This is a genomic window from Mesorhizobium sp. M1252 (assembly GCF_040318265.1).
In the GTDB taxonomy this organism is placed as follows: Bacteria; Pseudomonadota; Alphaproteobacteria; order Rhizobiales; family Rhizobiaceae; genus Mesorhizobium.
In genome coordinates, this window is record NZ_JAMYLX010000006.1 from 184,053 (window position 1) to 205,107 (window position 21,055).

Genomic DNA, 21,055 nt, shown 5'->3' on the forward strand with positions numbered 1-21,055 from the left:
GTGACCGAAAGGCTGGCCTTCTTCTCGATTTCCGATCCAAGCTATGTGGACATGACGTCCGTGCTCTTCTCGAGCGTTCGTCACCACTATCCGGAAGCCGACCTCTTTCTCTTCATGGTCGGAACGGGGGAGCCGCAAGAACTCGATAACGGCATTCAAGTTATCTATGTCGGAGACATCGTCGAGGCCGACGACCTGGAGCAAAGGTTGTGTTTCTATTTGAACGTTGAGTTGGCAACAAGCCTTCGCCCTCACTGCTTCCAGGCATTGTTCGATCGAGAGTACGGTCGCGTTATTTATGTTGACCCAGACCTCTATATTTTTCGGAGAATGACCGAGGTCGATGACCTCCTCTCCGGCGGCGCGAACGGCATCGTGACTCCCCACGCGTTACGCTCGATATCTCCTATGAACGCCGCTATTGCGGGCGGTGACAAGATCTTCCTGCAAGTAGGAATTTTCAATCTCGGCTTCCTCGCCCTGAACCACACGCCCGAGGCCATCCGTATGGTCGCTTGGTGGCGCGAGAAATTGAAATGGCAATGTGTTGCGGACCAGAAGAACGGACTTTTCGTTGACCAGCGATGGCTGGAATTCCTGCCGGTGTACTTCGAGGGCTTTCACATCCTTCGGCTCCCCACGTACAACCTTGCCCCATGGAACGCGGAGCATTACTCGGTGATTAAATATGGGGACGCATTCTACATAGATACCCTGGACCAACCGGTCGCTTTCATCCATTTCAGTGGCGTCAGGCGCTCTCGTGCACACTTCAAGGACATGATCAGCGCACATGAATTCTACATGTCCAAGCTGAAGGCGGCGGGGAACGTAGATCTTGCCTTCGAGCCGTATTCATTGCGGATCAAGAAGGGCGGCATAGTTTGGGATAAGATATTAACATTCCTCTACAAGGATTACATTTCTGCAAGCGACGACGTTTGGAACGGGCCACTATGCAACGATGCGTTCTATAACTATGCAACAGGAATGGATATCGAAATCAATCTACCAAGATACTTAGTTAAGGCCATTGAACTCTATCCCCGCTTTGCGGCTGCGGTTCTGTTTTCCGACGGCGAAATCACCTACGATAATCTCTTGAAGGAACTGGATAACGACAAGTCGCCTTACGCAGATTGTGCGTGTCACGAAACCGTGGCGTACCTTAAACAGATGTCCCAGCTCCCGACCTCGAATATGAGCCGGGCGACAGTATCGACCGGTGAGCACCTCCTTATCAACCCTGCCAAGGGGCCAGTCAGGAGACTTTTAAGAAAAAGCCGAGTCGCACTAAAAATGTACGCCAGAGCGAGGGTAGCTGCGATCAAATTCTTCAATATTCACGTCGAGGCCCAGCCGATAGATTCCGGGCGAAACCTGATCAACAGTGAACTCGTCAGCGCGCGCAAGGATGCGGTACTAGCCCGCATCCTGCTCCGCAAATCTCCCGACACCGAATATGTGAAGTAGGAGTGTCGGCTTTCGAATGTCTCGTTTGTTACTTCATATTGGTCACTACAAGACGGGCTCCAGCTATATCCAGTCGAGCCTCGCTTTAGGCGTGGCTGCCCTAGAAGCCTCGGGAATCACCTATCGACATCCGGATTTTTCAGGTCGGGCGTCGGAAGGAAAAATATCATCAGGAAATGGCATGCTGCTTCGGCAGCTCGTCTTGGACAACCGGCCGCCAACTGCGCCGGCGGACTTGTACAGCAGTGAGCTCCTGTTTACCGAACTGCTTGGACATGAGTTTCAGCGATACTTCGGAGGCTTTGCAAACTACTTTTGCCAGATCGAAGTGCTCCTATTCATACGAGATCCAGTGGATTACGCATGTTCGAAATATCAGCAGGCGGTCAAGCGAGACGGCTACACTGGCGACATCGCAATGTTCTTTGAACACGAGAGCATGCCTTCAGAAGTGAAACGAGTAATTGAGTTTCTTAATTCCATCCCGAAGGTCGTGCTCACTGTATTCAACTATTCCGCGTGCTCGGACGCAGTCCTCCAGAAGACTGAGCGTTGGTTAGGCATTGTCCCAGGCACTCTGCCGCTCCCTCCAGTATCAGTCATTAATCGATCAATGACGTTCCCCGAGCTAGAAGCCCAGCGGATGCTCAACGTTGAACTGGGTCCGTCAGGCCACCTTCTGTCTGACTTCCTTTGCAACGAATTGCCCCTGGTGAGGGCTGACGATCTGAGACCGTCCGTAGAACGCCAGTCAGAGCTTTGGGAAAGGCTCTCGCCCGCCATTTCTTGGGTCAACGATCACATCCCGGAAACAGAGCATTTTTCCCACCGGCGAGATGTGCGCGAGCCCACGCTGCGTTACGAAGGCACATTCACATTCTCCGAGGCGCAGTTTCGTTTGATCATGAGAGAATTCGGTCGCCCTCATGCGGACGCAAGAAGGATACTGGAGTCCTACGGTGATTCTTAAGCCGCGTTGATGGTGCGATTGCCGAGGGTACGGAGCCGGCAGTAGTGGTGACGCGCCAGTCGCCTCAGCCACGCAGCGCTGGATGCTGTTCGACCGGCGATCCAATAGCTACTGTAATCTTAGAGCTCCGTAAGGGGCACTTCAGCAACAGAGCCGTGGTCGAGTTTGAAAATCCTGTTGCAAAATCGTTTGATAAGCTCGGTGTTGTGAGAGGCAAATACCAAAACTTTTGCGGCATCAATCATAGTTTCTATACGTCGTTTTGCTTTCTCCTGGAACTCGGCATCTCCCGTTCCAAACACCTCATCGATCAGTAGGATCGACGGAGCATACATGGTCGAAACGGCAAACATCAAACGAGTCATCATCCCCGCCGAATAAGTCCGGACAGGCAAGTCAAGATAGTCGCCGAGTTCTGTAAATTGGGCGATCTCTTCATAGATTTCCCTTGCATCCCTCTTGGTTCGACCCAGCAACATCATGACTCTGGTGACGTTGTCGTATCCTGAAAGTTCAGGATCCATTCCGGCGCCAAGCTCGAATACCGTTCCGATCGATCCCTCCCGGACAATTTTGCCGTGGAGGGGGACATATATTCCCGCCATTGTTCTCAGTAGGGTGCTCTTGCCCGCGCCGTTGTGTCCAACAAGGCCAACGCAGTCACCATCGCTCAGGCTAAAAGATACGTCGTCTAGCGCGGTGACTGTTACAACATTCCCAGCTTCGGCACCTATGCGTCCACCGGTACCCAAGCGCACCAAATGATTACGCACTGACATCGAACGAGCATTGTAAATGGGATAGCGAACGGTTACGCGATCAAACTCTAACTTTGCCATTCTCAGAGCCAGAACGCCAGACGCCGTCCTCGGCCACTCAACAACGAAATGGCTACGATGCCACAAACGACCATGCTAACAAACGACACTCCATAGACCCAAAGGCATGGTATTTTTCCAAAGAAAGGTGCCCGGACAATTTCCATAAAATAAGTAAAAGGGTTCAACCAGATCACAAATTGGCTGATCCCCAAATTCTTTGGTTCGTAGATGACTGGTGTTACAAAGAAGAGAAGAGGCATAAGCGATTGAACCAGTGGATCCAAGTCCCGAAACCTTGTACCGGCAACGCCTATTATTATAACAATAAATAATAGGTTGGCAGTTACGATGATCAAACCCAAAATTCCAACCAACCCATAGAACGAAAACGCATGAGGAAAACATACAATCATGAGGAGCACAATTGCAATATTGTGGGCCAAAGTTATTAGCTGGCGCATCACAAGCTGGAGCGGATGCATTATAAGCGGCAAATTGTAATTTCTAATTATCTGCGCCTGTCTTATGAAAACACTCGAGGCCTCTACCAGGCTACCAGAAATGAATTGCCACAAAACGAGCCCGATAGCCAAGCGGGGCATCAGTTCGCTTGGCGCCTGGTTCAAAAGGGCGCTCCAAACGATCCCCAGACCTAGAACGCCTATTCCCGCACCGAGAGTCAACCACCATGGGCCTAGTACGCTTCGCCGATAGCGTGCTTTTGTCTCGCTCACTGCGAGACTGATCGCAAGGGGCAATCGTCGTCTGAGTGCGACAAGCTCAGCGGTTAAATTGCCAGTATTCATAAGCCACTCACCTGGCAACGGAATGCGCCGTTACGTACTCATAGATCTTGGTCATTTCGTCATCCCATGTGATGGGCTCCATCGTCTTAAGACCGCCATCGGCCAACTTCTGGCGAAGCTGTCGGCTATCATAAAGGGCGGCAAAAGCATCAAGTACCGCCTGTGGGGCAGGATCCACAAGGTAAGCATTCTTGCCATGCTCGCAGTGCCATTCAATGTGATTGCCGTTGTTCGAAATTACTGGAACGCCAGATTGCATGAGCTCAACTGGCAGATAGGACAGGTTGGTCGCAGAGAAGGCCATACCCAAATCACACGTTCGGTAAAGTTCCCCCGTCTTCGCAAGGGTCATATTGCCAAGTAGCGTAGCCTTGAAAGGCGGCTCCATCGCAAGATCTAAGCCGGCGATTACAATCTCGACATCGGGATAGTGATCTGCAATTTTTTTCAAGGCAACCATGCCAAGCTCGAAACAGCGCCTTTCTGTCGAGGGGCGCCCGTAGAAGAATAGGCGTTTGACCTTCGATCGGACTTTCCCACCGGGATCTGCAGGAAAAAAAATGGTCTTATCAGCTGCAAATCTATAGTTCTGCGCGGTTCCCTTCCCAGCATGGGCTTCGTAACGGCTTTTCAGCCAGCCGCCCCCCGTGATGCCTCTAAACCCGAAGGTATATGTGGCATTGGCCTGCATTGATGCCGTCCCATATGCATAGAATTGGCTTTCATAGTCCTGCATGAAGTAGAATTTGTTCAGAGCGAAAGGAAATGCCCGGACATGGTACGCCGATTGCCATGTCGTTGCTAATGCTACATAGGCCTTCGGCAAATTCTTCGGGTCTGTTATCACCTCCAACGTGCAATTTTCGAAGACTTCATTGAGTTCAGCCTGAAGGGCCTTTGGATTACTATGGCGCTCGTTGTTATAAATGTAGATGATGTTGTGGCACCCGAAACTCGAAAAATGATGCGCGAAGCGAAATAGCGTGAAATGGCCTCCGCCCCAAACGTTCGACCAATCGGGCACGAACCAGACAAACACCGGCTTGTCGCTTCTCGGCTTCGCAGCCTTCTCCGCGCCTCCAAACTTCGTCCAAGGAACGTAGTCATAAACCGAATCAAACGAGGCCCGATAATCCAAAGCAGCAACAAGGGGGGAAACGCTGCTGGATGCTCCGCCGAGCTTTCGGGAGAGCAGAACAAATTTCCTCGGAAATATCTTGAACAGTGAGAATATAATTGCATTACTCCAGCCATACTGGCGGGCGTAAGCAAGAAACAGGCGCAGTTTTAGAAGCATGATGTCTCGCATTAATCAAGGAAGGTGGCGACGTAGCTGGCCAAATCGTCGCGCCAATTGCCTGGCTGGGGTGCTGCCGTCAAGAGTGGCGTATATATCGAACTCATTCCTTCTGAAAATGGCCGGGGGGCCGAGAGAGGAAAATCCGAAGACTTCACAGATGTTATAACTACATCCTTACCGATGATTTCACCGATCATTTGAGCGATATTGAATCGAGTTACCGTACCCTTGCTTGTATAATGCAAAGTGCCGGTACAACGTGACTCCAGCGCCCAGACGATGAAATCACTAAGTAGGGACGCCCGGGTAATCGACCCAAATTTATCACCTACCGCCCGAAGCGAAACGGCTCCTTCCCTGATTTGCTGTATAAGCTTTCCGACAAATTTATGATCGCCGCTTGCGCCACCCCCGATCATCCAACCTGCGCGCACAATCAAGTGATTCAATGGGCAGTGTTGTCGGACCGCGTATTCGCCCATCAGCTTTGAACGACCATAGTAATTTACAGGCGACGGCAGATCCAATTCGTTGTGTTCGAAGCTGCCCCGCTCTCCAAACACGTTGGATGTTGAAACGTACAACATCCAGGCGCCGGATTTTTCCGCAGCCTTTGCAATGCTGGCGGTCGATAGGTGGTTTCGTATGCCGGCTTGTTGCGGATTTAATTCGCATAAATCCACATTTGTCTCGGCTGCCAAATGCAAAATCGCGGCCGGCTTTTCTGCCAGGACGTAGTCGTAAGCTGCATCGGGATCAGCTAGATCAAATTTTGCACGATCCGCCAAGACTACGACATGAGAAGCGTGCTCCAATGCCTTGGACACGTAACCACCGAGCATCCCGCTACCGCCAGTTACGAGCACCTTCGCCATACTTTTATATCCTTCTTAAGAGGGTACTAGTGCGAACCGATCAACAAAGTGATCGGCGTCCGGCCAATTTTCCCTTAGCGTCCGGTCGAAACAATTGGCGTCATGCCGACAGAATCGTTCCATAAAATGCATTGCCCAATGTTCAGCAGACTAGGTGCGTGGCCTTGTAGAGAAATTCTGCGCCTTACGAAAGGGTCATGAACCCATCCCGCAAACCAGATTGTATCCAAAGCTGTCAGCAGTTCATCAACCCAATTTTCCAAATGTGGGGGACGATCGACGCAGATCACTTGGCTCTCGTCGATCCAACAGTTCCCCTTTCCTGCCCAGCCGCTCGCCGCCATAGCGCTGCTCGCGGATCGGCCCCCACCACCATTTGTTGTCGAGGAACCAGTCGACCGTCCTTGCCAGGCCGCTGTCGAAACTCTCCGCCGGCGCCCAGCCGAGATCCCTGCTGATCTTGGAGGCATCGATGGCATAGCGGCGGTCGTGGCCAGGGCGATCGGTGACGAAGCTGATCAAATCGCGGTAGCTCCTGCCGCCGCCGCGCGGACGCCTGATGTCGAGCAGGTCGCAGATCGTCTCGACGACGCCAAGATTGGTGCGTTCGGAATTGCCGCCGACATTGTAGCTTTCGCCCGGCTGACCCTTGGTGGCGACCAGTTCCAGGGCGCGCGCATGATCCTCGACGAACAGCCAGTCGCGCACATTGGCGCCGGCGCCGTAGACCGGCAGCGATTTTTCTTCGAGCGCATTGAGAATGACCAGAGGGATCAGCTTTTCGGGAAAGTGATAGGGCCCGTAATTGTTCGAACAGTTGGAGAGCACGACCGGCAGGCCGTAGGTCTCGTGCCAGGCCCGCACCAGATGGTCGGACGCCGCCTTGGAGGCGGAATAGGGCGAGGACGGCGCGTAAGGCGTTTCCTCGACGAACATGCCGCCGTCGAGGGGCAGATCGCCGAACACCTCATCGGTCGAGACATGGTGGAAGCGGAAGCGGGCTTTCCTGTCCTCGCCAAGGCCGCGCCAATATTCGAGCGCAGAATTCAGCACCCGGTAGGTGCCGACGATGTTGGTCTCGATGAAGGCGTCGGGTCCGTCGATCGAGCGGTCGACATGGCTTTCGGCGGCGAGGTTCATGACGACGTCGATCTCGTCGCGGTGGAGGACGTCGAGAACCGCCCGCTCGTCACAGATGTCGGCCTGCGCAAATTTGTAGTTGCGCGCATTCTCGATCATGCGCAACGAGGCGAGATTGCCGGCATAGGTGAGCTTGTCGAGATTGGTCACATGGTAGGCCGGATTGGCGCACAAATGCCGGCACACCGCCGAGCCGATGAAGCCGGCACCGCCTGTCACCAGAAAATTCATGACGCTCTCCTCATATCGTCGCGCGTCATGCGAACACCTCGGCCGTGGCAAGCGTCGGCGCCTTGAGGTCCTTGGCCGAGAGCTCGAAGGCGCCGGCCGGCGACGGCCAATCGATGCCGATATCAGGATCGTCGAAACGGATCGATCGATCATGCGCCGGCGAATAGGTGTCGGTGACCTTATACAGAACCTCGGTGTCCGGCACGAGCGTGACGAAACCGTGCGCGAAACCCTTCGGCACCAGGATCTGGTTGCCTTTCTCGGCCGATATCTCGAGCGCGACCCATTTTCCGAAGGTTTTCGAGCTGCGGCGGATGTCGACCGCGACGTCGAGGATCTTGCCTCTGATCACACGCAGCAACTTGTCCTGCGCGCGTGGGGGCAGCTGATAGTGAAGCCCCCGCACGACACCTGCGGCAGCCGAATAGGAATGATTGTCCTGGACGAAACGCAGATCGATGCCGGCCTCGGCAAAGGCCTCGGCATTCCAGGTTTCGATGAAATAACCGCGCGCATCGCCGTGCCGCTTCGGGACGATCTCCAGTACGCCGTCCAAACCGAGCTGCCTGATTTCGAGCATTCTAGTTCTCCGTCAGTTCGATGACACGCCGGCGCAGGTAGGCGGCGTATTCGTTCTTGCCCAGGCGGGTCGCGCGTTCAAGCACCTTGTCGGCGGTCAGCCACCCCTGCTCGAAAGCGATTTCTTCAGGACAGGCAACCTTGATGCCCTGGCGGTGCTCGATGGTGCGCACGAAGGAAGAGGCTTCATGCAGGCTGTCATGCGTTCCGGTGTCGAGCCAGGCATAGCCGCGGCCGAGCTGATGCACATGCAGCTGCCCACGCTCGAGGTAGATGTTGTTGACCGCCGTGATCTCGAGTTCGCCACGCGCCGAGGGCTTGATCGTCGAAGCGATGTCGACGACCTCGTTATCGTAGAAATAGAGGCCGGTGACCGCCCAGTTGGACTTCGGCTCCCGCGGCTTCTCCTCGATCGTCAAAGCCGTGCCGCTGAGCTTGTCGAACGACACCACGCCGTAGCGCTGCGGGTCCTCGACATGGTAGGCGAACACCGACGCGCCGCTTTGGCGCTGCGCGGCAGCGCGGCAGAGCTGCGACAGGCCCTCGCCGAAATAGATGTTGTCGCCGAGGATCATCGACACATTATCCTTGCCGATGAAGTCGCGGCCGATGATGAAGGCCTCGGCAAGCCCGTTAGGCTGCGCCTGCTCGGCATAGGAGAATTCGACCCCGAATTCCGAACCGTCGCCCAGCAACTCCCGAAACACCGGCAAGTCGCGAGGTGTCGAAATGATCAAAATCTGGCGGATACCGGCGAGCATCAAGACGCTCAGCGGATAAAAAATCATCGGCTTGTCGTATATCGGCAGGACTTGCTTAGAGATCGCTAATGTTAGGGGATAAAGACGCGTCCCGCTGCCTCCCGCAAGGATTATTCCTTTCACAAGCTCTCCTTGAATTGCCGGCCCCCGCCCTGAAATCAAGTTGCTCGTGCTTAGGTTTCGCGCAATGGCTTGTCAATTCAATCTCGGCCGTGGATCGGCGCCAGAATTGCTCTGCATCTGCCGTCTCGCGGCAATTTGATCTACCAGCCACAAGCTGACGATGCAAATTGGCGTGGCGATTTGGCAACCGGCTTGCACCATCGGCTGGCGGACGCGTGACAACAAAAGCCGGCGGGCCTTGGACCCGCCGGCTCATTCATTTGTCCGGTTTCAGGGCTGCTTGGGCAGCAGCGACCATACCGCCGGCACCAGGCTGGCGGCGAGCGCAACCTTGATCAGGTCGCCGAGGACGAACGGCAAAACGCCGAACTGCCACGCCTTTTCCGCGCCGATGAGGGTGGCCAGCCAGGCAAAGCCCATGGCCATCATGACGACTTCGGCGACCAGCATGGCGTTGAACAACTTGATCGGGTGGCGGTCCCAGCCGCGGTCGGCGGCCCAGCCGACAATGGCTGCCATGACGATGAAGCCGGCGAGATAACCGCCGGTGCCGCCGATCATGTAGGCGATGCCGATGCCCTTTTCAGGCGTGCTCTGGAAGACCGGGAAGCCCATGGCGCCTTCGGCCATGTAGAGAAGCAGGGTAGCGACGCCAAGCCGCAGGCCAAATGCGGTGGCGATCAGCAGGACGGCCAGCGTCTGCATCGAGATGTCGACCGGCCCGAGCACGACTTTCGTCTTGGCCGACAGGGTCAAAAGCAGCGTTCCGGCGATCGCCAGCAAAAGCTGGGTTGCCAGGCGCTGCGCGCCCTCCTGGGGCAAAGCGAGAGAAACAAGCGGGCGCATCGTCGTTGCAAGTGCCATGGTCTTCCCCAATCCGGATTGCCGCAGATCGCGGCCTTGCGTTTTTCTATATTGGCTTCCGTGTTATGCGGCAATCAGTTTTGCCGTCTTCCTGAACAGAGATTCAACGACACCGCCATGGCGCTCAAATTCGACACCAGCTTCGATCCGGCCTATGGCGAGGGCGTCACCGTTGCGCCGGACGTCTTGCGCGTCACCGCCAAAAACCCCAGCCCGTTCACCTTTCACGGCACCAACAGCTACATCGTCGGGCGCGATACGCTGGCGGTGATCGATCCCGGCCCCGATGACGAGGCGCATTTCCAGACGCTGCTCAAGGTGATCGCAAACCGGCCGGTCAGCCATATCTTCGTCAGCCACACGCATCGCGACCATTCTCCGCTGGCAGCCCGGCTGAAAGCGCACACCGGCGCTATTGTACTGGCCGAAGGCCCGCACCGCCCGGCAAGGCCGCTGCGGATCGGCGAGATCAACCCGCTCGACGCCAGCGCCGACACGGTTTTCGTCCCGGAGATCGCGTTGCCCGACAATGCGCTGGTCGAGGGCGATGACTGGACGATCCGGACGGTGCTGACGCCGGGCCACACCGCCAATCACGCGGCATTTGCGCTCGAAGGCACCGGCATCCTGTTTTCAGCCGACCATGTGATGGCGTGGGCTACATCGATCGTGGCGCCGCCGGACGGAGCGATGGCCGACTACATGGCCTCGCTCGACAGGCTGATCGCGCGCGGCGATCGCCTGCTGCTGCCCGGCCATGGCGGCCCGGTGACCGCGCCGCGCAGCTTCATGCGCGGCCTCAAGACCCATCGCAAGATGCGCGAACGGGCGATCCTCGAGCGGATCCGCGACAGCGACCGGACGATCCCGGACATGGTCAAGGCTATCTACCGGGACACCGACCCGCGCCTGCATGGCGCCGCCGGCCTGTCGGTGCTTGCCCATCTCGAAGACCTGGTGGCGCGCGGCCTGGTTGCTACCCAGGGTGACCCGGCCATCGACGGCGTTTTTGTGCCGGTGGGGTAGAGAACTATTCAGCCGGCGCGGCACCCACCTGCCCTGCAACCTCCTGGTCGAGTTCGGCGAGGAACCCGACGATGCGCGCCGCATTGTCGCCGAGGTCGTAGCGGCCGTAGCGGGAGGCTGAGCGCATGTCGACCACGATCGTGTCGCCGTCATTGCTGACCCGGATGGCGACGTCGGCGGGCAGGCCGACCACGAAGCTCCGGGCAACGGCCGATATCGTCACCTCGTCCTGACCGTCCGTCACCGGATATGGCGCAGTAAGTTGCCAATCGCGGCGGTCGAGCACGGTTTCAACGGCGTCGACGACGGTTTCGAAAGGCAGATTGTAGCTATGCCCGGTGACCAGCGGATAGGCGTCGGCCTGCAGGCGCGCTTCGCCCGGCGTTGGCAGCGCGAGCACGTTCATGTCCTTGGTGCGGTCGCTAGTGTCGAGCACTGGCGGATTGTTGAGGTCCGTCGTGATGTCCCTCAGGGGCGGCGTGGTCGCCGCCAAATAGGTGGCAAAGCCGTAGGGCGTCAGCACCAGCAGCGCCAGCAGGGCGCCGACCGAGAGGTCGCGGCCGCCACGGTCACCGAAATGCCACAGCCGGGACAAAGCGAGGCCGGCAAACAGCAAAGCGAACGCGGCAAGCAAGGCGACGATCGCCAGCACCCACAGGAAGGCCGGCGTTTCGACCAGTTCGAAATGATGGCCGGCCAGCACGGTCAGCAGCAGGACCAGGGCAAAAGCGCCCGTGCGCCGCGACCAGCCGGCCGCCTTCGATGTCTGCCGCTCGTCAATTTCCATTGTCTTCAGCACCGCCCCAACCCGCACAGACGCTTAGAGCAAAGGATGCTCAAATTGAACATCCCCTGCCCTAACGTTTTTGCCGCCGGTAGCTTGAAGGTCAAGGAAACGCACGGTCCCGGTCAATCCGTCGGCAGGCGGTAGTCGCTGAACTGCTTGCGCAAGGTGATCTTCTGGATCTTGCCGGTGGCGGTGTGCGGGATTTCACTAATGAAAGCGACGTCGTCGGGCATCCACCATTTCGCCACCTTGCCGTCCATGAACGCCAGTATATCGGCCTTGCTCGGCTCCTTGCCGGGTTTGGCGACCACGACCAGCAACGGCCGCTCGCCCCATTTCGAATGATGGACGCCGATCGCCGCGGCCTCGGCGACATCGGGATGGCCGACGGCGAGGTTTTCCAGGTCGATGGTCGATATCCACTCGCCGCCCGACTTGATCACGTCCTTGGCGCGATCGGTGATCTGCATGTAGCCGCCGGAATCGATATGGGCGACATCGCCAGTGTCGAACCAGCCGTCCTTGTCGAACTGCTCGGCGCCGACGCCGCCATAATAGGCGCTGGCGACGGCTGGACCGCGCACCTTCAGCCGGCCGAAGGTCTTGCCGTCCCAGGGCAGTTCCTTGTCGTCATCGTCCGTCACCTTCATCTCGACGCCGAAGGGCGGGTAGCCCTGCTTGCCCTGGATATCGAGCCGGGCCTCGCCCTCGAGCGCTTGATATTGCGGCTTCATGGTGCACAGCGTGCCGAGCGGCGACATTTCGGTCATGCCCCAGGCATGGATGACTTCGACGCCGTAATTGTCCTGGAATTTCCTGGTGATGGCGCGCGGACAGGACGAGCCGCCGATGACGACTTTGCTGAGATGGGGAAGCTTCTTGCCGGTCTCTTCGAGATGCTGCAGCAGCATCATCCAGACGGTCGGCACGGCGGCGCTGAAGGTCACTTTCTCGGTGTCGAGCAGCTCGTAGATCGAGGCGCCGTCCATCTTGCAACCGGGCATGACCAGCTTGGCGCCGATCATCGGCGCGCTCTGGCCAAGGCCCCAGGCATTGGCATGAAACATTGGCACGACGGGGAGGATCGTGTCCCGCGCGGAGAGGCCCATGGCGTCGGGCATGGCAGCAATCATGGCATGCAGCACATTCGAGCGGTGGCTGTAGAGCACACCTTTGGGATCGCCCGTCGTGCCGGAGGTGTAGCACATGCCGGCTGCGGTGTTTTCGCCGAAAACCTTCCAGGCGAAGTCGCCATCGGCCTCGTTCAACCAGTCCTCATAGGCAACCACATTCGACAGCGTCGTTTCAGGCAGATGCGCCTTGTCGGTCAGGACGATCACCTTTTTCAGCGATTTGACCGCGCCGGCGATCTTTTCCAGCAGCGGCATGAAGGTCAGGTCGACGAAGATCCCTCTATCCTGCGCATTGTTCATGATCCAGACGATCTGCTCGGGGAACAAACGCGGGTTGAGCGTATGGTAGATGGCGCCGATGCCCATGATGCCGTACCAGGCCTCTATGTGGCGCGCCGTGTTCCAGGCCAGGGTCGCGATGCGGTCGCCGAGCACAAAGCCATCGCGCTCCAACCGTTGAGCGACCTTGAGCGCGCGGCGATGAACTTCAGCATAGGTGGTGCGAACGACAGGACCTTCGATCGAGCGTGAGACGATCTCGCGCGTCCCGTGCTGCCGCTCGGCATTGTCGATCAGCTTGTGGCAGAGCAGCGGCCATTCCTGCATCAGTCCGAGCATCTGGTTCCTCCCATTGCTTCCTCGTTTTTCCCGTCTTTTGTTCCATTGTGGGACGAACGGACGGATTGTCCAGCCATGACGTCTCCAACCGTTAACGGCTGAAGCAAGCAGTGATCGAAAGGCGGGGAAAACCGCCACAATCCGGCCATCGTCGACGTTAAGGTTCGTTAACGGGGTAGGGGTGCGGATTGGCGACTGAAAGAGGTTCGCATGGACACGCAGCTCGACGGCAAGCAGATCGACGGCAAGCAGATCGACGGCAAGCAGATCGACGGCAAGCAGATCGATTACAGGCAGATCGACGACAGGCAGCTGGATGACAGCGAGGCCCAAGACGTGCAGTTGGACGATATTCAACTCGACGACAAAGAGCTTGAAGACACGCTTGCCGCAAGTCTGGCCGATCTCGTGCCGGAGGCCAAAAAGGTCTCCGAAGACGAATTTGTCGAGGTGGTCGGCGGCGCCCTTGAAGCGGTCGGCGGCACGCTGCTGTTCAAAATGTGCGTCCAGAACGAAGGCGAAGGCCAGCATGTCGCCGCCGCATCGATCGGCGATGGCGGCAATCGCCAGTTCCTGCTGCTCACCTTGCCGACAGGCGGCGGCCCACTGAAGGTCGAGACGACGTCAAGAAGCACCAACCCGGTAGCCGGTATTGCCGCGGCCTATGCCGGCCTCATGGACGTGTTCAAGACCGCAGCCTGAGCATTCCACGCGGGATCGTTTTTAGTGATCGGAAGGCCAGCTCTGGGCTACTGGCGAAGGCTTGCGCAACGGGTTCTCCAGACACATTTTAGAGACATGGGAAGCATCCCGCACGCTCTCAATCGGACTGTGCTCCCAATCGAACAAGGAGAACCCCGCATGGACCAGATCGCCAACCCCGCCCCCGGCTTTCAGAGCAATCCCGGCAAGGTCATCACCGTCGAACCCTATCGCGGTACCGTGGTCGTGCGTGCCGGCGATACGGTGATCGCCTCATCGACGCGGGCGAAGCTTCTGTCCGAACCGCCCTACCGCCAGGCATTCTACATCCCCTTCGAAGACATCGACTTCACCCAGCTCGGCAAAACCACCCTGTCGACCCACTGCCCCTACAAGGGCGACGCCAGCTACTGGAGCGTGCTGCCGGCCAGCGAGACCGGCAAGGACGCAATGTGGGGCTATGAGCAGCCGTTCGACGAAATGGCTGAGATTCGCGACCACGGCGCCTTCTATCCCGACAGGGTGACGATCGAAGCAGCACCGGCCTGAGCAAGCGACTCAAGCCGCCGTTGCTCGCTTCGTCATCCCAGGGTCTTCGCGACGGAGCTTCGCTCCTGTTTCATCCTGGGATGACGAAGCTCAGAGGCCTCGGCTAATCTCAAACGTCGGCGACGTCAGTCCAAAGGCGGTGAAACTGCCTGCCGCCGCCTGATCCTAATCAGTCGTCCCGTCGTTGCCGACACCGTCGGCGTCATCCAGCCGCACGAACATCAGCCCCTTGGCCTTCAGCGCGAGCAGACCTTGCACGACGCCCTCGCCGGCGGCGTGGGTCGGCTGGTTGATGTGGGCGATGATGACATCGCCATCCTTGGCGGCGGCGATGCGCCGGGCGGTTTCTTTTGCGCCGAGCAACGAGCCGCCATCGCCGTTGATCGAAAAGCCGGCGACCTTGAAGCCAAGCTTGCGGATCATGGCGATAGCCGACGGGCTGTATTCGGCGGTCGCGCCGCGAAACCATTTCGGCGCCGGCTCGCCGGTGCCAGCGAGAGCGGCAGCGCCCGATTCGACTTCGGCCTGCACCGCTTCCGGGCTGCCGGCGCTGCGGATGCCATAGATCTTGCGCGGCGTGTCGACGGCCGGGATGTGATGGCCGCCATGGTTTTCCAGTTCGAACAGGTCCGGATGCGCGCGCATGATCTCGACGGCGGCGGCGTTGCGCTTCAGCCAGATACCGGTGACGAAGATCGTCGCCGGAATCCGGTTCTCCACCAGCGCCGACAGGATCCTCGTATCGGTCTGGCCGCCGCAGGCGTCGAGCGTAAGCGCGACGCGGCCGACACTGCTACCGTCCTCAGCCTTCAGATGCAGCGCCGGCTCGACAAGCGGCGCGGCCTGGGCCGAGGACACGGCCACGATAGATAGCGCCAAGGCGCAAAACAGCTTTTGCAAGGGATGCCTGTCTTGTCTGAGAATCGGCGCTGTCATAGCCGCATCCCAGGACCCGCAACAAGGCGGAAATCGGGATAGTGGCCGTGAGAAAGCTGATATCCCGACAATGTGACCGCCGCGCACCGTCAGACGGCGTGTTCCAGTTCCACATGCGTGCGTGACAGGACTTCGCGCACGGCCGCGACGACCGGTTCGACCTCGAGGCGCCAGACGCAGCAGGCCTTGCTGGGATCGAGCGGATTGCACAGGCTGCCCGCCACGCAATTGCACGGCATGGATGGCTGCAAGGCGAGGCTGGGCACGCCGACCGGTCCCCAGACGGCCGGGCTGGTCAGGCCGAAAAGGCCGACAACCGGCGTTCCGGCCGCTGCTGCCATGTGCATGGGGCCGCTCTCATTGCCGACAAACAGCCGCGCCTGCTGCAACACCGCCAGCAGCGTTTCCAGCGACAGCGCGCCGACGAGGTTGACGATCGACGCGGCACTGGCGAGGATCTGCTCGGCCGGCTTGCGCTCGTCAGGGCCGCCGACGAGTACGAAATCCAGTCCGGTTTCGCGCGAAATCGTGTCGATCACGGCGGCAAAGCGTTCATGCTGCCAGCGCCGGCCGTGAAAACTTGCGCCGGCATGCACCGCGATAAAGCCGTTTGGCCGCAAATGGTGTTTGTCCAGCAATGCCTGGGCCCTCGCCGTCTCCATCGGCAATGGCCGAATCGACGGCACCCGCACGCGCAGGCCGACGCCGAGCGGCTCGAGCGGCGAAAGGTAGCGGTAGAGATAGTGACGTTCGCCAAAACCGAACGGCTCGGCAAAGACATTGGCGGGCTGGCGCTCATGCCAGCGCAGCGGCCTTTCCGGAGGATTGTAGCCGATGCGGGTGCTGGCGTTGAGGAACCTGACGATGAGCCGCGATGTCTTTGAATCGGTGAGGTCGATGGTCAGGTCGAAACGGAATTGGCGCAGCTTGCTGATCATAGAATAGAGCTCGCGCCCACGCTCCAGCGGGGTGCCGCGCATGGCGGCGCGGCGGAAGCTGACGACCTCGGCGGCGATGCCGTGCGCGGTGACGAAACTGGCGAGGCGCGCCTCGCAGAGAAAGACGATCCTGACACCGGGATATTCGAGCTGCAGGTTCTTGGCGAGCGTGGAGGACAGAACAATATCGCCGATGAACTTGGTCTGAATAATCAGGATCGAGCGGAAGGGTCTGGGCGAAATCTGTAACATCTTTTTCTCGGCACCGGGCGGGTTGGGGGGCCGTGAAATTGGGAAGAAACGATGTCGGGATTGCGTGTTGGGGCGCGCACATCAGCGTGAATTTGCTTACAAAATCGTAAGCTTAGCGCCAAACGGCCACCCACGGGTGGCCGTTTCATCGATACCGAAAGGACTGTGTCGAAATCAGGATGCCGCGGCGCTCTTTTTGGGGCGCGGCACTGCTGTTTTGGCAATCTGCACCGCGGCTTGGGCTGCGGCCAATCTCGCGATCGGCACGCGGTAGGGAGAGCACGAGACATAGTCGAGGCCGACCTCTTCGCAGAAGCGGATCGAGGCCGGATCGCCGCCATGTTCACCGCATATGCCGAGCTTGATGTCGGGCCGTGTCGCCCTGCCCTTTTGCGCAGCCATGCGCACCAGTTCGCCGACGCCCTCGATGTCGAGCGAGACGAACGGGTCCTGCTCGATGATGCCTTTCTGCCGATAGGTCTCGAGGAAGGACGCCGCATCGTCGCGCGAGATGCCGAAAGTGGTCTGGGTGAGGTCGTTGGTGCCGAAGGAGAAGAACTCGGCCGTAGCAGCGATGACGTGGGCGCGGATCGCCGCGCGCGGAAGCTCGATCATCGTGCCGGTGAGATAGTCGATCTTGACGCCGGTCTCGTCCATGACAGCCTTGGCGACCGCATCGATGCGCGCCTTGACGTAGTCGAGCTCCTTCACCAGGCCGACCAGCGGCACCATGATCTCGGGAACGACCAGCGCGCCGGCTTTCTTGCCGGCCTCGACGGCTGCCTCGAAAATGGCGCGCGCCTGCATCTCGGCAATCTCGGGATAGGAGACGGCGAGGCGGCAGCCGCGATGGCCGAGCATCGGGTTGAACTCGTGCAGGGCTTCGGTGCGCTGCCTGAGCTTGTCGAGCGAGACGTTCATGGCGGCGGCGACCTCCGCCACCTCCGCTTCCGTCTTGGGCAGGAATTCGTGCAGCGGCGGATCGAGCAGCCGGATCGTCACCGGCAGGCCGGCCATGATCTCGAACAGTTCGAGGAAATCCGAGCGCTGCATCGGCAACAGCTTGGCAAGCGCGGTGCGGCGGTCCTTCTCGGTATCGGCCAGGATCATCTCGCGCATGGCGACGATACGCTCGCCGTCGAAGAACATGTGCTCGGTGCGGCAGAGGCCGATGCCTTCGGCGCCGAAGGAGCGCGCCATGCGCGCATCGAGCGGCGTCTCGGCATTGGTGCGCACCTTCATGCGGCGCACCGCATCGGCCCATTCCATGATGGCGGCGAAATCGCCCGACAGTTCCGGCTGCAGCATCGACACGGCGCCCTTCAGCACCTGGCCGTTGCTACCATCGATGGTGATGATGTCGCCCTTGCGGAAGGTCTGGCCCATCGACATCAGCGTGCCGGCCTTGTAGTCGACACGCAGCGAGCCGGCGCCCGAAACGCAAGGCTTGCCCATGCCGCGCGCGACCACGGCGGCGTGGCTGGTCATGCCGCCGCGCGTGGTCAGGATGCCTTCTGAAGCATGCATGCCGTGAATGTCTTCGGGGCTGGTTTCGATGCGCACCAGGATTGCCTTGCGACCTTGCGTCTTCAGATCCTCGGCATCGGCGGACGAGAAGACGATCTCGCCGGTCGCGGCGCCCGGAGAAGCCGGCAGGCCGACGCCGATGACATCGCGCGCGGCCTTGGGGTCGATGGTAGGATGCAACAGCTGATCGAGCGAGGCGGGATCGATGCGGGCGACCGCCTCCTCCGTCGTGATCAGCTTGTCGCGCGCCATTTCGACGGCAATCTTCAGCGCCGCCTTGGCGGTGCGCTTGCCGGAACGCGTCTGCAGCATCCACAATTTGCCGCGCTCGATGGTGAATTCGAGATCCTGCATGTCGCGGTAGTGCTGTTCCAGGCGGTCGGAGATGTCGACGAAGGACCGGAACGCGTCCGGCATCAGTTTCTGCAGCGACGGCTTGTCGGAGCCGGCGGCGATGCGCGCCGCCTCGGTGATGTTTTGCGGCGTGCGGATGCCGGCTACGACATCCTCGCCCTGCGCGTTCACCAGGAATTCGCCATAGAGCATCTTTTCGCCGGTCGAGGGGTTGCGCGTGAAGGCGACGCCGGTGGCCGACGTCTCGCCCATGTTGCCGAATACCATGGCCTGGACATTGACCGCCGTGCCCCAGCTTTCCGGGATGTCGTGTAGGCGCCGGTAGGTGATGGCGCGGTTGTTCATCCAGCTGGAAAACACCGCGCCGATCGCCCCCCACAGCTGCTCGTGCGGGTCCTGCGGAAACGGCTTGTCGAGTTCCTCCTCGACCTTGGCCTTGTAAAGGGCGATGACGCTCTGCCATTCCTGCGCTGTCAGTTCGGTGTCGAGCTCGTGGCCGAGGCTCGCCTTCTGGTCCTCCAGGATTTCCTCGAACACTTCGTGGTCGAGACCCATGACGACATCGGAATACATCTGAATGAAGCGGCGGTAGCTGTCATAGGCAAAGCGGGCATCGCCGGAATCGGCTGCCAACGCCTCGACCGTCTCGTCATTGAGGCCGAGATTGAGCACGGTGTCCATCATGCCCGGCATCGAGGCCCTGGCCCCGGAGCGGACCGAGACCAGAAGCAGCTTCGACGGATCGCCGAAACGGCGCCCCGTCAGCTGCCCGATATGGTCCAGCGCCTTGACGACATCGGCCTGCAACGCGGCCGGATAGCTGTTGCCGTTGGCGTAATAGGCGTTGCAGACTTCGGTGGTGAGGGTGAAGCCCGGCGGCACGGGCAGGCCAAGACTGCACATCTCGGCCAGATTGGCGCCTTTGCCGCCGAGAAGGTTGCGGTCGCCCGCACGTCCCTCCGCGGCGCCATCGCCGAAGGTGTAGACCCATTTGGTCATGCTCGCCCTCCAAGTCCTCGGAAGATAGAACACCGGGGCCAAGACCCGGTTCCCCCGCGTTCCGACCCGAGCGTTATTATGCTGCAGTGCGAAAGGCAAGGTGTGGCAGCGAAGCCCGGCGACTACAATCGATTAAGCAAAAGCTGCGTCGAAAAGACTTGCCGGATCGCTGCCCAGGATATAGAACATATAGGGAACAAGTTGGGAGCAGCGTGATGAAACTCAACGGAAAACTCGACTATCTCGAACTGCCCGCGACCGGCGCGACGCTGGACAGCGTCAAGGCTTTCTACAGCGCCGCCTTCTCGTGGTCGTTCACCGATTACGGGCCGACCTATTCGGCCTTCGGCGAAGGGCTCGATGGCGGCTTCCAGGCCGATGCGGCGGAGGCGCCGGCGAAACCATTGCCGGTGCTCTATTCGCAGGATCTGGAAGCAACGCTCGACGTTGTCGAAAGCGCCGGCGGCACGATCGTCAAGCCGATATTCTCGTTCCCGGGCGGCAGGCGGTTCCATTTCACCGATCCCGCTGGCAACGAGTTGGCGGTCTGGGGCGAATAGCGCGCCCCCGCGCCAAGCGGTGGATCAGTTTTGCACAGTGGCCAACTCGGCATTGAGCTTTCGTGCCGCTCGTCCTATAAGGCCGCGCGCAACGGGCAAAGCTCGCTTGCTGGGGCGTCGCCAAGTGGTAAGGCATCGGTTTTTGGTACCGACATTCCCAGGTTCGAATCCTGGCGCCCCAGCCAAATCACATGCCTTTGGAATCAATGATTTACCGACCTTATCGATGGCTGCCGTCAGGAGCTATCTGACTCCCACGCGACCCCGACTCCGTTGACAGACCCGGGGCCGTGCGGAGAGGATCAGTAATCGTTGTCGTCCTGGATGACGACGGGATGATGCCGATGATGTCGATAATAGCGATGATGGCTGCGCTCGATCGAGCCGGTCACGATGACCGTATCCCGGCGATGATGTCTGCGGCCGTGGTCGTAGAAGGCAACCGTGCCGTGTCTGCGGTGATGAAGGCGTTGACCCTGGTCATTGATGACCTTTACGCTCCTGTGATGATGTCGATGGTGGGTCGTGATGACCACGTCAGCTTCGGCTGCCGGAGCTATCGTCGGTATGGCAATGAACAGCGCCAAGGCGCTCACGATCATTGTTTTCATTGTAATATCTCCACCTGCTAATTATCCCTTCGCGGGGATAACCGCGTCCCATCCCTTTGGTTCCGAGTAGCGTCGTCGGTCCACGGGCGCGATCAGTGACGGCTGCTCCCGTGCAACACG

General features: G+C 59.2%; 20 protein-coding genes and 1 tRNA gene. 7 read left to right on the forward strand and 14 right to left on the reverse strand.

Going from position 1 to position 21,055, the window contains the following annotated elements; all coding sequences use genetic code 11:
• The gene (locus tag NKH22_RS14450) at positions 1 to 1,473 is read left to right on the forward strand and encodes a hypothetical protein (protein ID WP_023692745.1); all 1,473 of its coding nucleotides are present in this window, start codon (positions 1 to 3) and stop codon (positions 1,471 to 1,473) included.
• Between the two features lie 16 nt (positions 1,474 to 1,489).
• Positions 1,490 to 2,443 (forward strand): hypothetical protein, encoded by a 954-nt coding sequence (locus NKH22_RS14455; RefSeq protein WP_155921553.1) that lies wholly within the window; start codon positions 1,490 to 1,492, stop codon positions 2,441 to 2,443.
• 119 nt (positions 2,444 to 2,562) lie between these two features.
• Here NKH22_RS14455 and NKH22_RS14460 read toward each other — a convergent pair whose 3' ends face one another.
• From NKH22_RS14460 to NKH22_RS14495, 8 genes are all read right to left on the reverse strand, one after another.
• The gene (locus NKH22_RS14460) at positions 2,563 to 3,282 is read right to left on the reverse strand and encodes an ABC transporter ATP-binding protein (protein WP_023692743.1); all 720 of its coding nucleotides are present in this window, start codon (positions 3,280 to 3,282) and stop codon (positions 2,563 to 2,565) included.
• Between the two features lie 2 nt (positions 3,283 to 3,284).
• Positions 3,285 to 4,070, reverse strand: coding sequence for an ABC transporter permease (locus NKH22_RS14465; RefSeq protein WP_081725575.1), 786 nt, complete (start codon positions 4,068 to 4,070; stop codon positions 3,285 to 3,287).
• Between the two features lie 7 nt (positions 4,071 to 4,077).
• Positions 4,078 to 5,367: a rhamnosyltransferase WsaF family glycosyltransferase gene (locus NKH22_RS14470; RefSeq protein ID WP_023808025.1), complete on the reverse strand. Its 1,290-nt coding sequence runs from the start codon at positions 5,365 to 5,367 to the stop codon at positions 4,078 to 4,080.
• A gap of 11 nt (positions 5,368 to 5,378) precedes the next feature.
• A complete protein-coding gene (locus NKH22_RS14475) occupies positions 5,379 to 6,245 on the reverse strand; it encodes an SDR family oxidoreductase (RefSeq protein WP_023692740.1) in 867 nt (288 codons plus the stop codon).
• A gap of 246 nt (positions 6,246 to 6,491) precedes the next feature.
• The gene (gene rfbB, locus NKH22_RS14480) at positions 6,492 to 7,616 is read right to left on the reverse strand and encodes a dTDP-glucose 4,6-dehydratase (protein ID WP_352909929.1); all 1,125 of its coding nucleotides are present in this window, start codon (positions 7,614 to 7,616) and stop codon (positions 6,492 to 6,494) included.
• Between the two features lie 25 nt (positions 7,617 to 7,641).
• The gene (gene rfbC, locus NKH22_RS14485; protein WP_023692738.1) at positions 7,642 to 8,196 is read right to left on the reverse strand and encodes a dTDP-4-dehydrorhamnose 3,5-epimerase; all 555 of its coding nucleotides are present in this window, start codon (positions 8,194 to 8,196) and stop codon (positions 7,642 to 7,644) included.
• Between the two features lies 1 nt (position 8,197).
• Positions 8,198 to 9,079 carry a glucose-1-phosphate thymidylyltransferase RfbA gene (gene rfbA, locus NKH22_RS14490; RefSeq protein ID WP_023692737.1) on the reverse strand — a complete coding sequence of 294 codons (882 nt, stop codon included), beginning with the start codon at positions 9,077 to 9,079 and terminating at the stop codon, positions 8,198 to 8,200.
• A gap of 270 nt (positions 9,080 to 9,349) precedes the next feature.
• Positions 9,350 to 9,943: a biotin transporter BioY gene (locus tag NKH22_RS14495; RefSeq protein ID WP_023692736.1), complete on the reverse strand. Its 594-nt coding sequence runs from the start codon at positions 9,941 to 9,943 to the stop codon at positions 9,350 to 9,352.
• A 117-nt stretch (positions 9,944 to 10,060) separates the two neighbouring features.
• On the opposite strand from NKH22_RS14495, the gene NKH22_RS14500 reads away from it, so the two are divergent.
• Positions 10,061 to 10,969 carry an MBL fold metallo-hydrolase gene (locus NKH22_RS14500; protein WP_023692735.1) on the forward strand — a complete coding sequence of 303 codons (909 nt, stop codon included), beginning with the start codon at positions 10,061 to 10,063 and terminating at the stop codon, positions 10,967 to 10,969.
• 4 nt (positions 10,970 to 10,973) lie between these two features.
• Here NKH22_RS14500 and NKH22_RS14505 read toward each other — a convergent pair whose 3' ends face one another.
• Together NKH22_RS14505 and NKH22_RS14510 are read right to left on the reverse strand one after the other, a co-directional pair.
• Positions 10,974 to 11,756: a DUF1499 domain-containing protein gene (locus NKH22_RS14505; RefSeq protein WP_352909933.1), complete on the reverse strand. Its 783-nt coding sequence runs from the start codon at positions 11,754 to 11,756 to the stop codon at positions 10,974 to 10,976.
• A gap of 122 nt (positions 11,757 to 11,878) precedes the next feature.
• Entirely contained in the window at positions 11,879 to 13,507 is a 1,629-nt protein-coding gene (locus tag NKH22_RS14510; RefSeq protein WP_352909936.1) for a fatty-acid--CoA ligase, read from the reverse strand.
• Positions 13,508 to 13,849: 342 nt separating this feature from the next.
• Between NKH22_RS14510 and NKH22_RS14515 the strand changes: the two genes are divergently transcribed.
• Entirely contained in the window at positions 13,850 to 14,209 is a 360-nt protein-coding gene (locus tag NKH22_RS14515; RefSeq protein ID WP_023670697.1) for a hypothetical protein, read from the forward strand.
• A gap of 159 nt (positions 14,210 to 14,368) precedes the next feature.
• The gene (locus tag NKH22_RS14520; protein ID WP_023670696.1) at positions 14,369 to 14,758 is read left to right on the forward strand and encodes a DUF427 domain-containing protein; all 390 of its coding nucleotides are present in this window, start codon (positions 14,369 to 14,371) and stop codon (positions 14,756 to 14,758) included.
• A gap of 165 nt (positions 14,759 to 14,923) precedes the next feature.
• Here NKH22_RS14520 and NKH22_RS14525 read toward each other — a convergent pair whose 3' ends face one another.
• The 3 genes from NKH22_RS14525 to ppdK form a co-directional block, all read right to left on the reverse strand.
• Positions 14,924 to 15,694 (reverse strand): polysaccharide deacetylase family protein, encoded by a 771-nt coding sequence (locus NKH22_RS14525; protein WP_050485822.1) that lies wholly within the window; start codon positions 15,692 to 15,694, stop codon positions 14,924 to 14,926.
• A gap of 89 nt (positions 15,695 to 15,783) precedes the next feature.
• Positions 15,784 to 16,884 carry a glycosyltransferase family 9 protein gene (locus NKH22_RS14530; RefSeq protein ID WP_023670694.1) on the reverse strand — a complete coding sequence of 367 codons (1,101 nt, stop codon included), beginning with the start codon at positions 16,882 to 16,884 and terminating at the stop codon, positions 15,784 to 15,786.
• 174 nt (positions 16,885 to 17,058) lie between these two features.
• A complete protein-coding gene (gene ppdK / locus NKH22_RS14535; protein WP_023670693.1) occupies positions 17,059 to 19,764 on the reverse strand; it encodes a pyruvate, phosphate dikinase in 2,706 nt (901 codons plus the stop codon).
• Positions 19,765 to 19,979: 215 nt separating this feature from the next.
• Here ppdK and NKH22_RS14540 point away from each other — a divergent pair, with 215 nt between their 5' ends.
• Both NKH22_RS14540 and NKH22_RS14545 read left to right on the forward strand, forming a co-directional pair.
• Positions 19,980 to 20,324, forward strand: a complete 345-nt coding sequence (locus tag NKH22_RS14540) for a VOC family protein (RefSeq protein WP_023670692.1) — start codon at positions 19,980 to 19,982, stop codon at positions 20,322 to 20,324.
• Positions 20,325 to 20,434: 110 nt separating this feature from the next.
• Positions 20,435 to 20,509, forward strand: a tRNA-Gln gene (locus tag NKH22_RS14545).
• A gap of 117 nt (positions 20,510 to 20,626) precedes the next feature.
• Here NKH22_RS14545 and NKH22_RS14550 read toward each other — a convergent pair.
• Positions 20,627 to 20,935, reverse strand: coding sequence for a hypothetical protein (locus tag NKH22_RS14550; protein ID WP_352909940.1), 309 nt, complete (start codon positions 20,933 to 20,935; stop codon positions 20,627 to 20,629).
• Between the last annotated feature and the right edge of the window lie 120 nt (positions 20,936 to 21,055).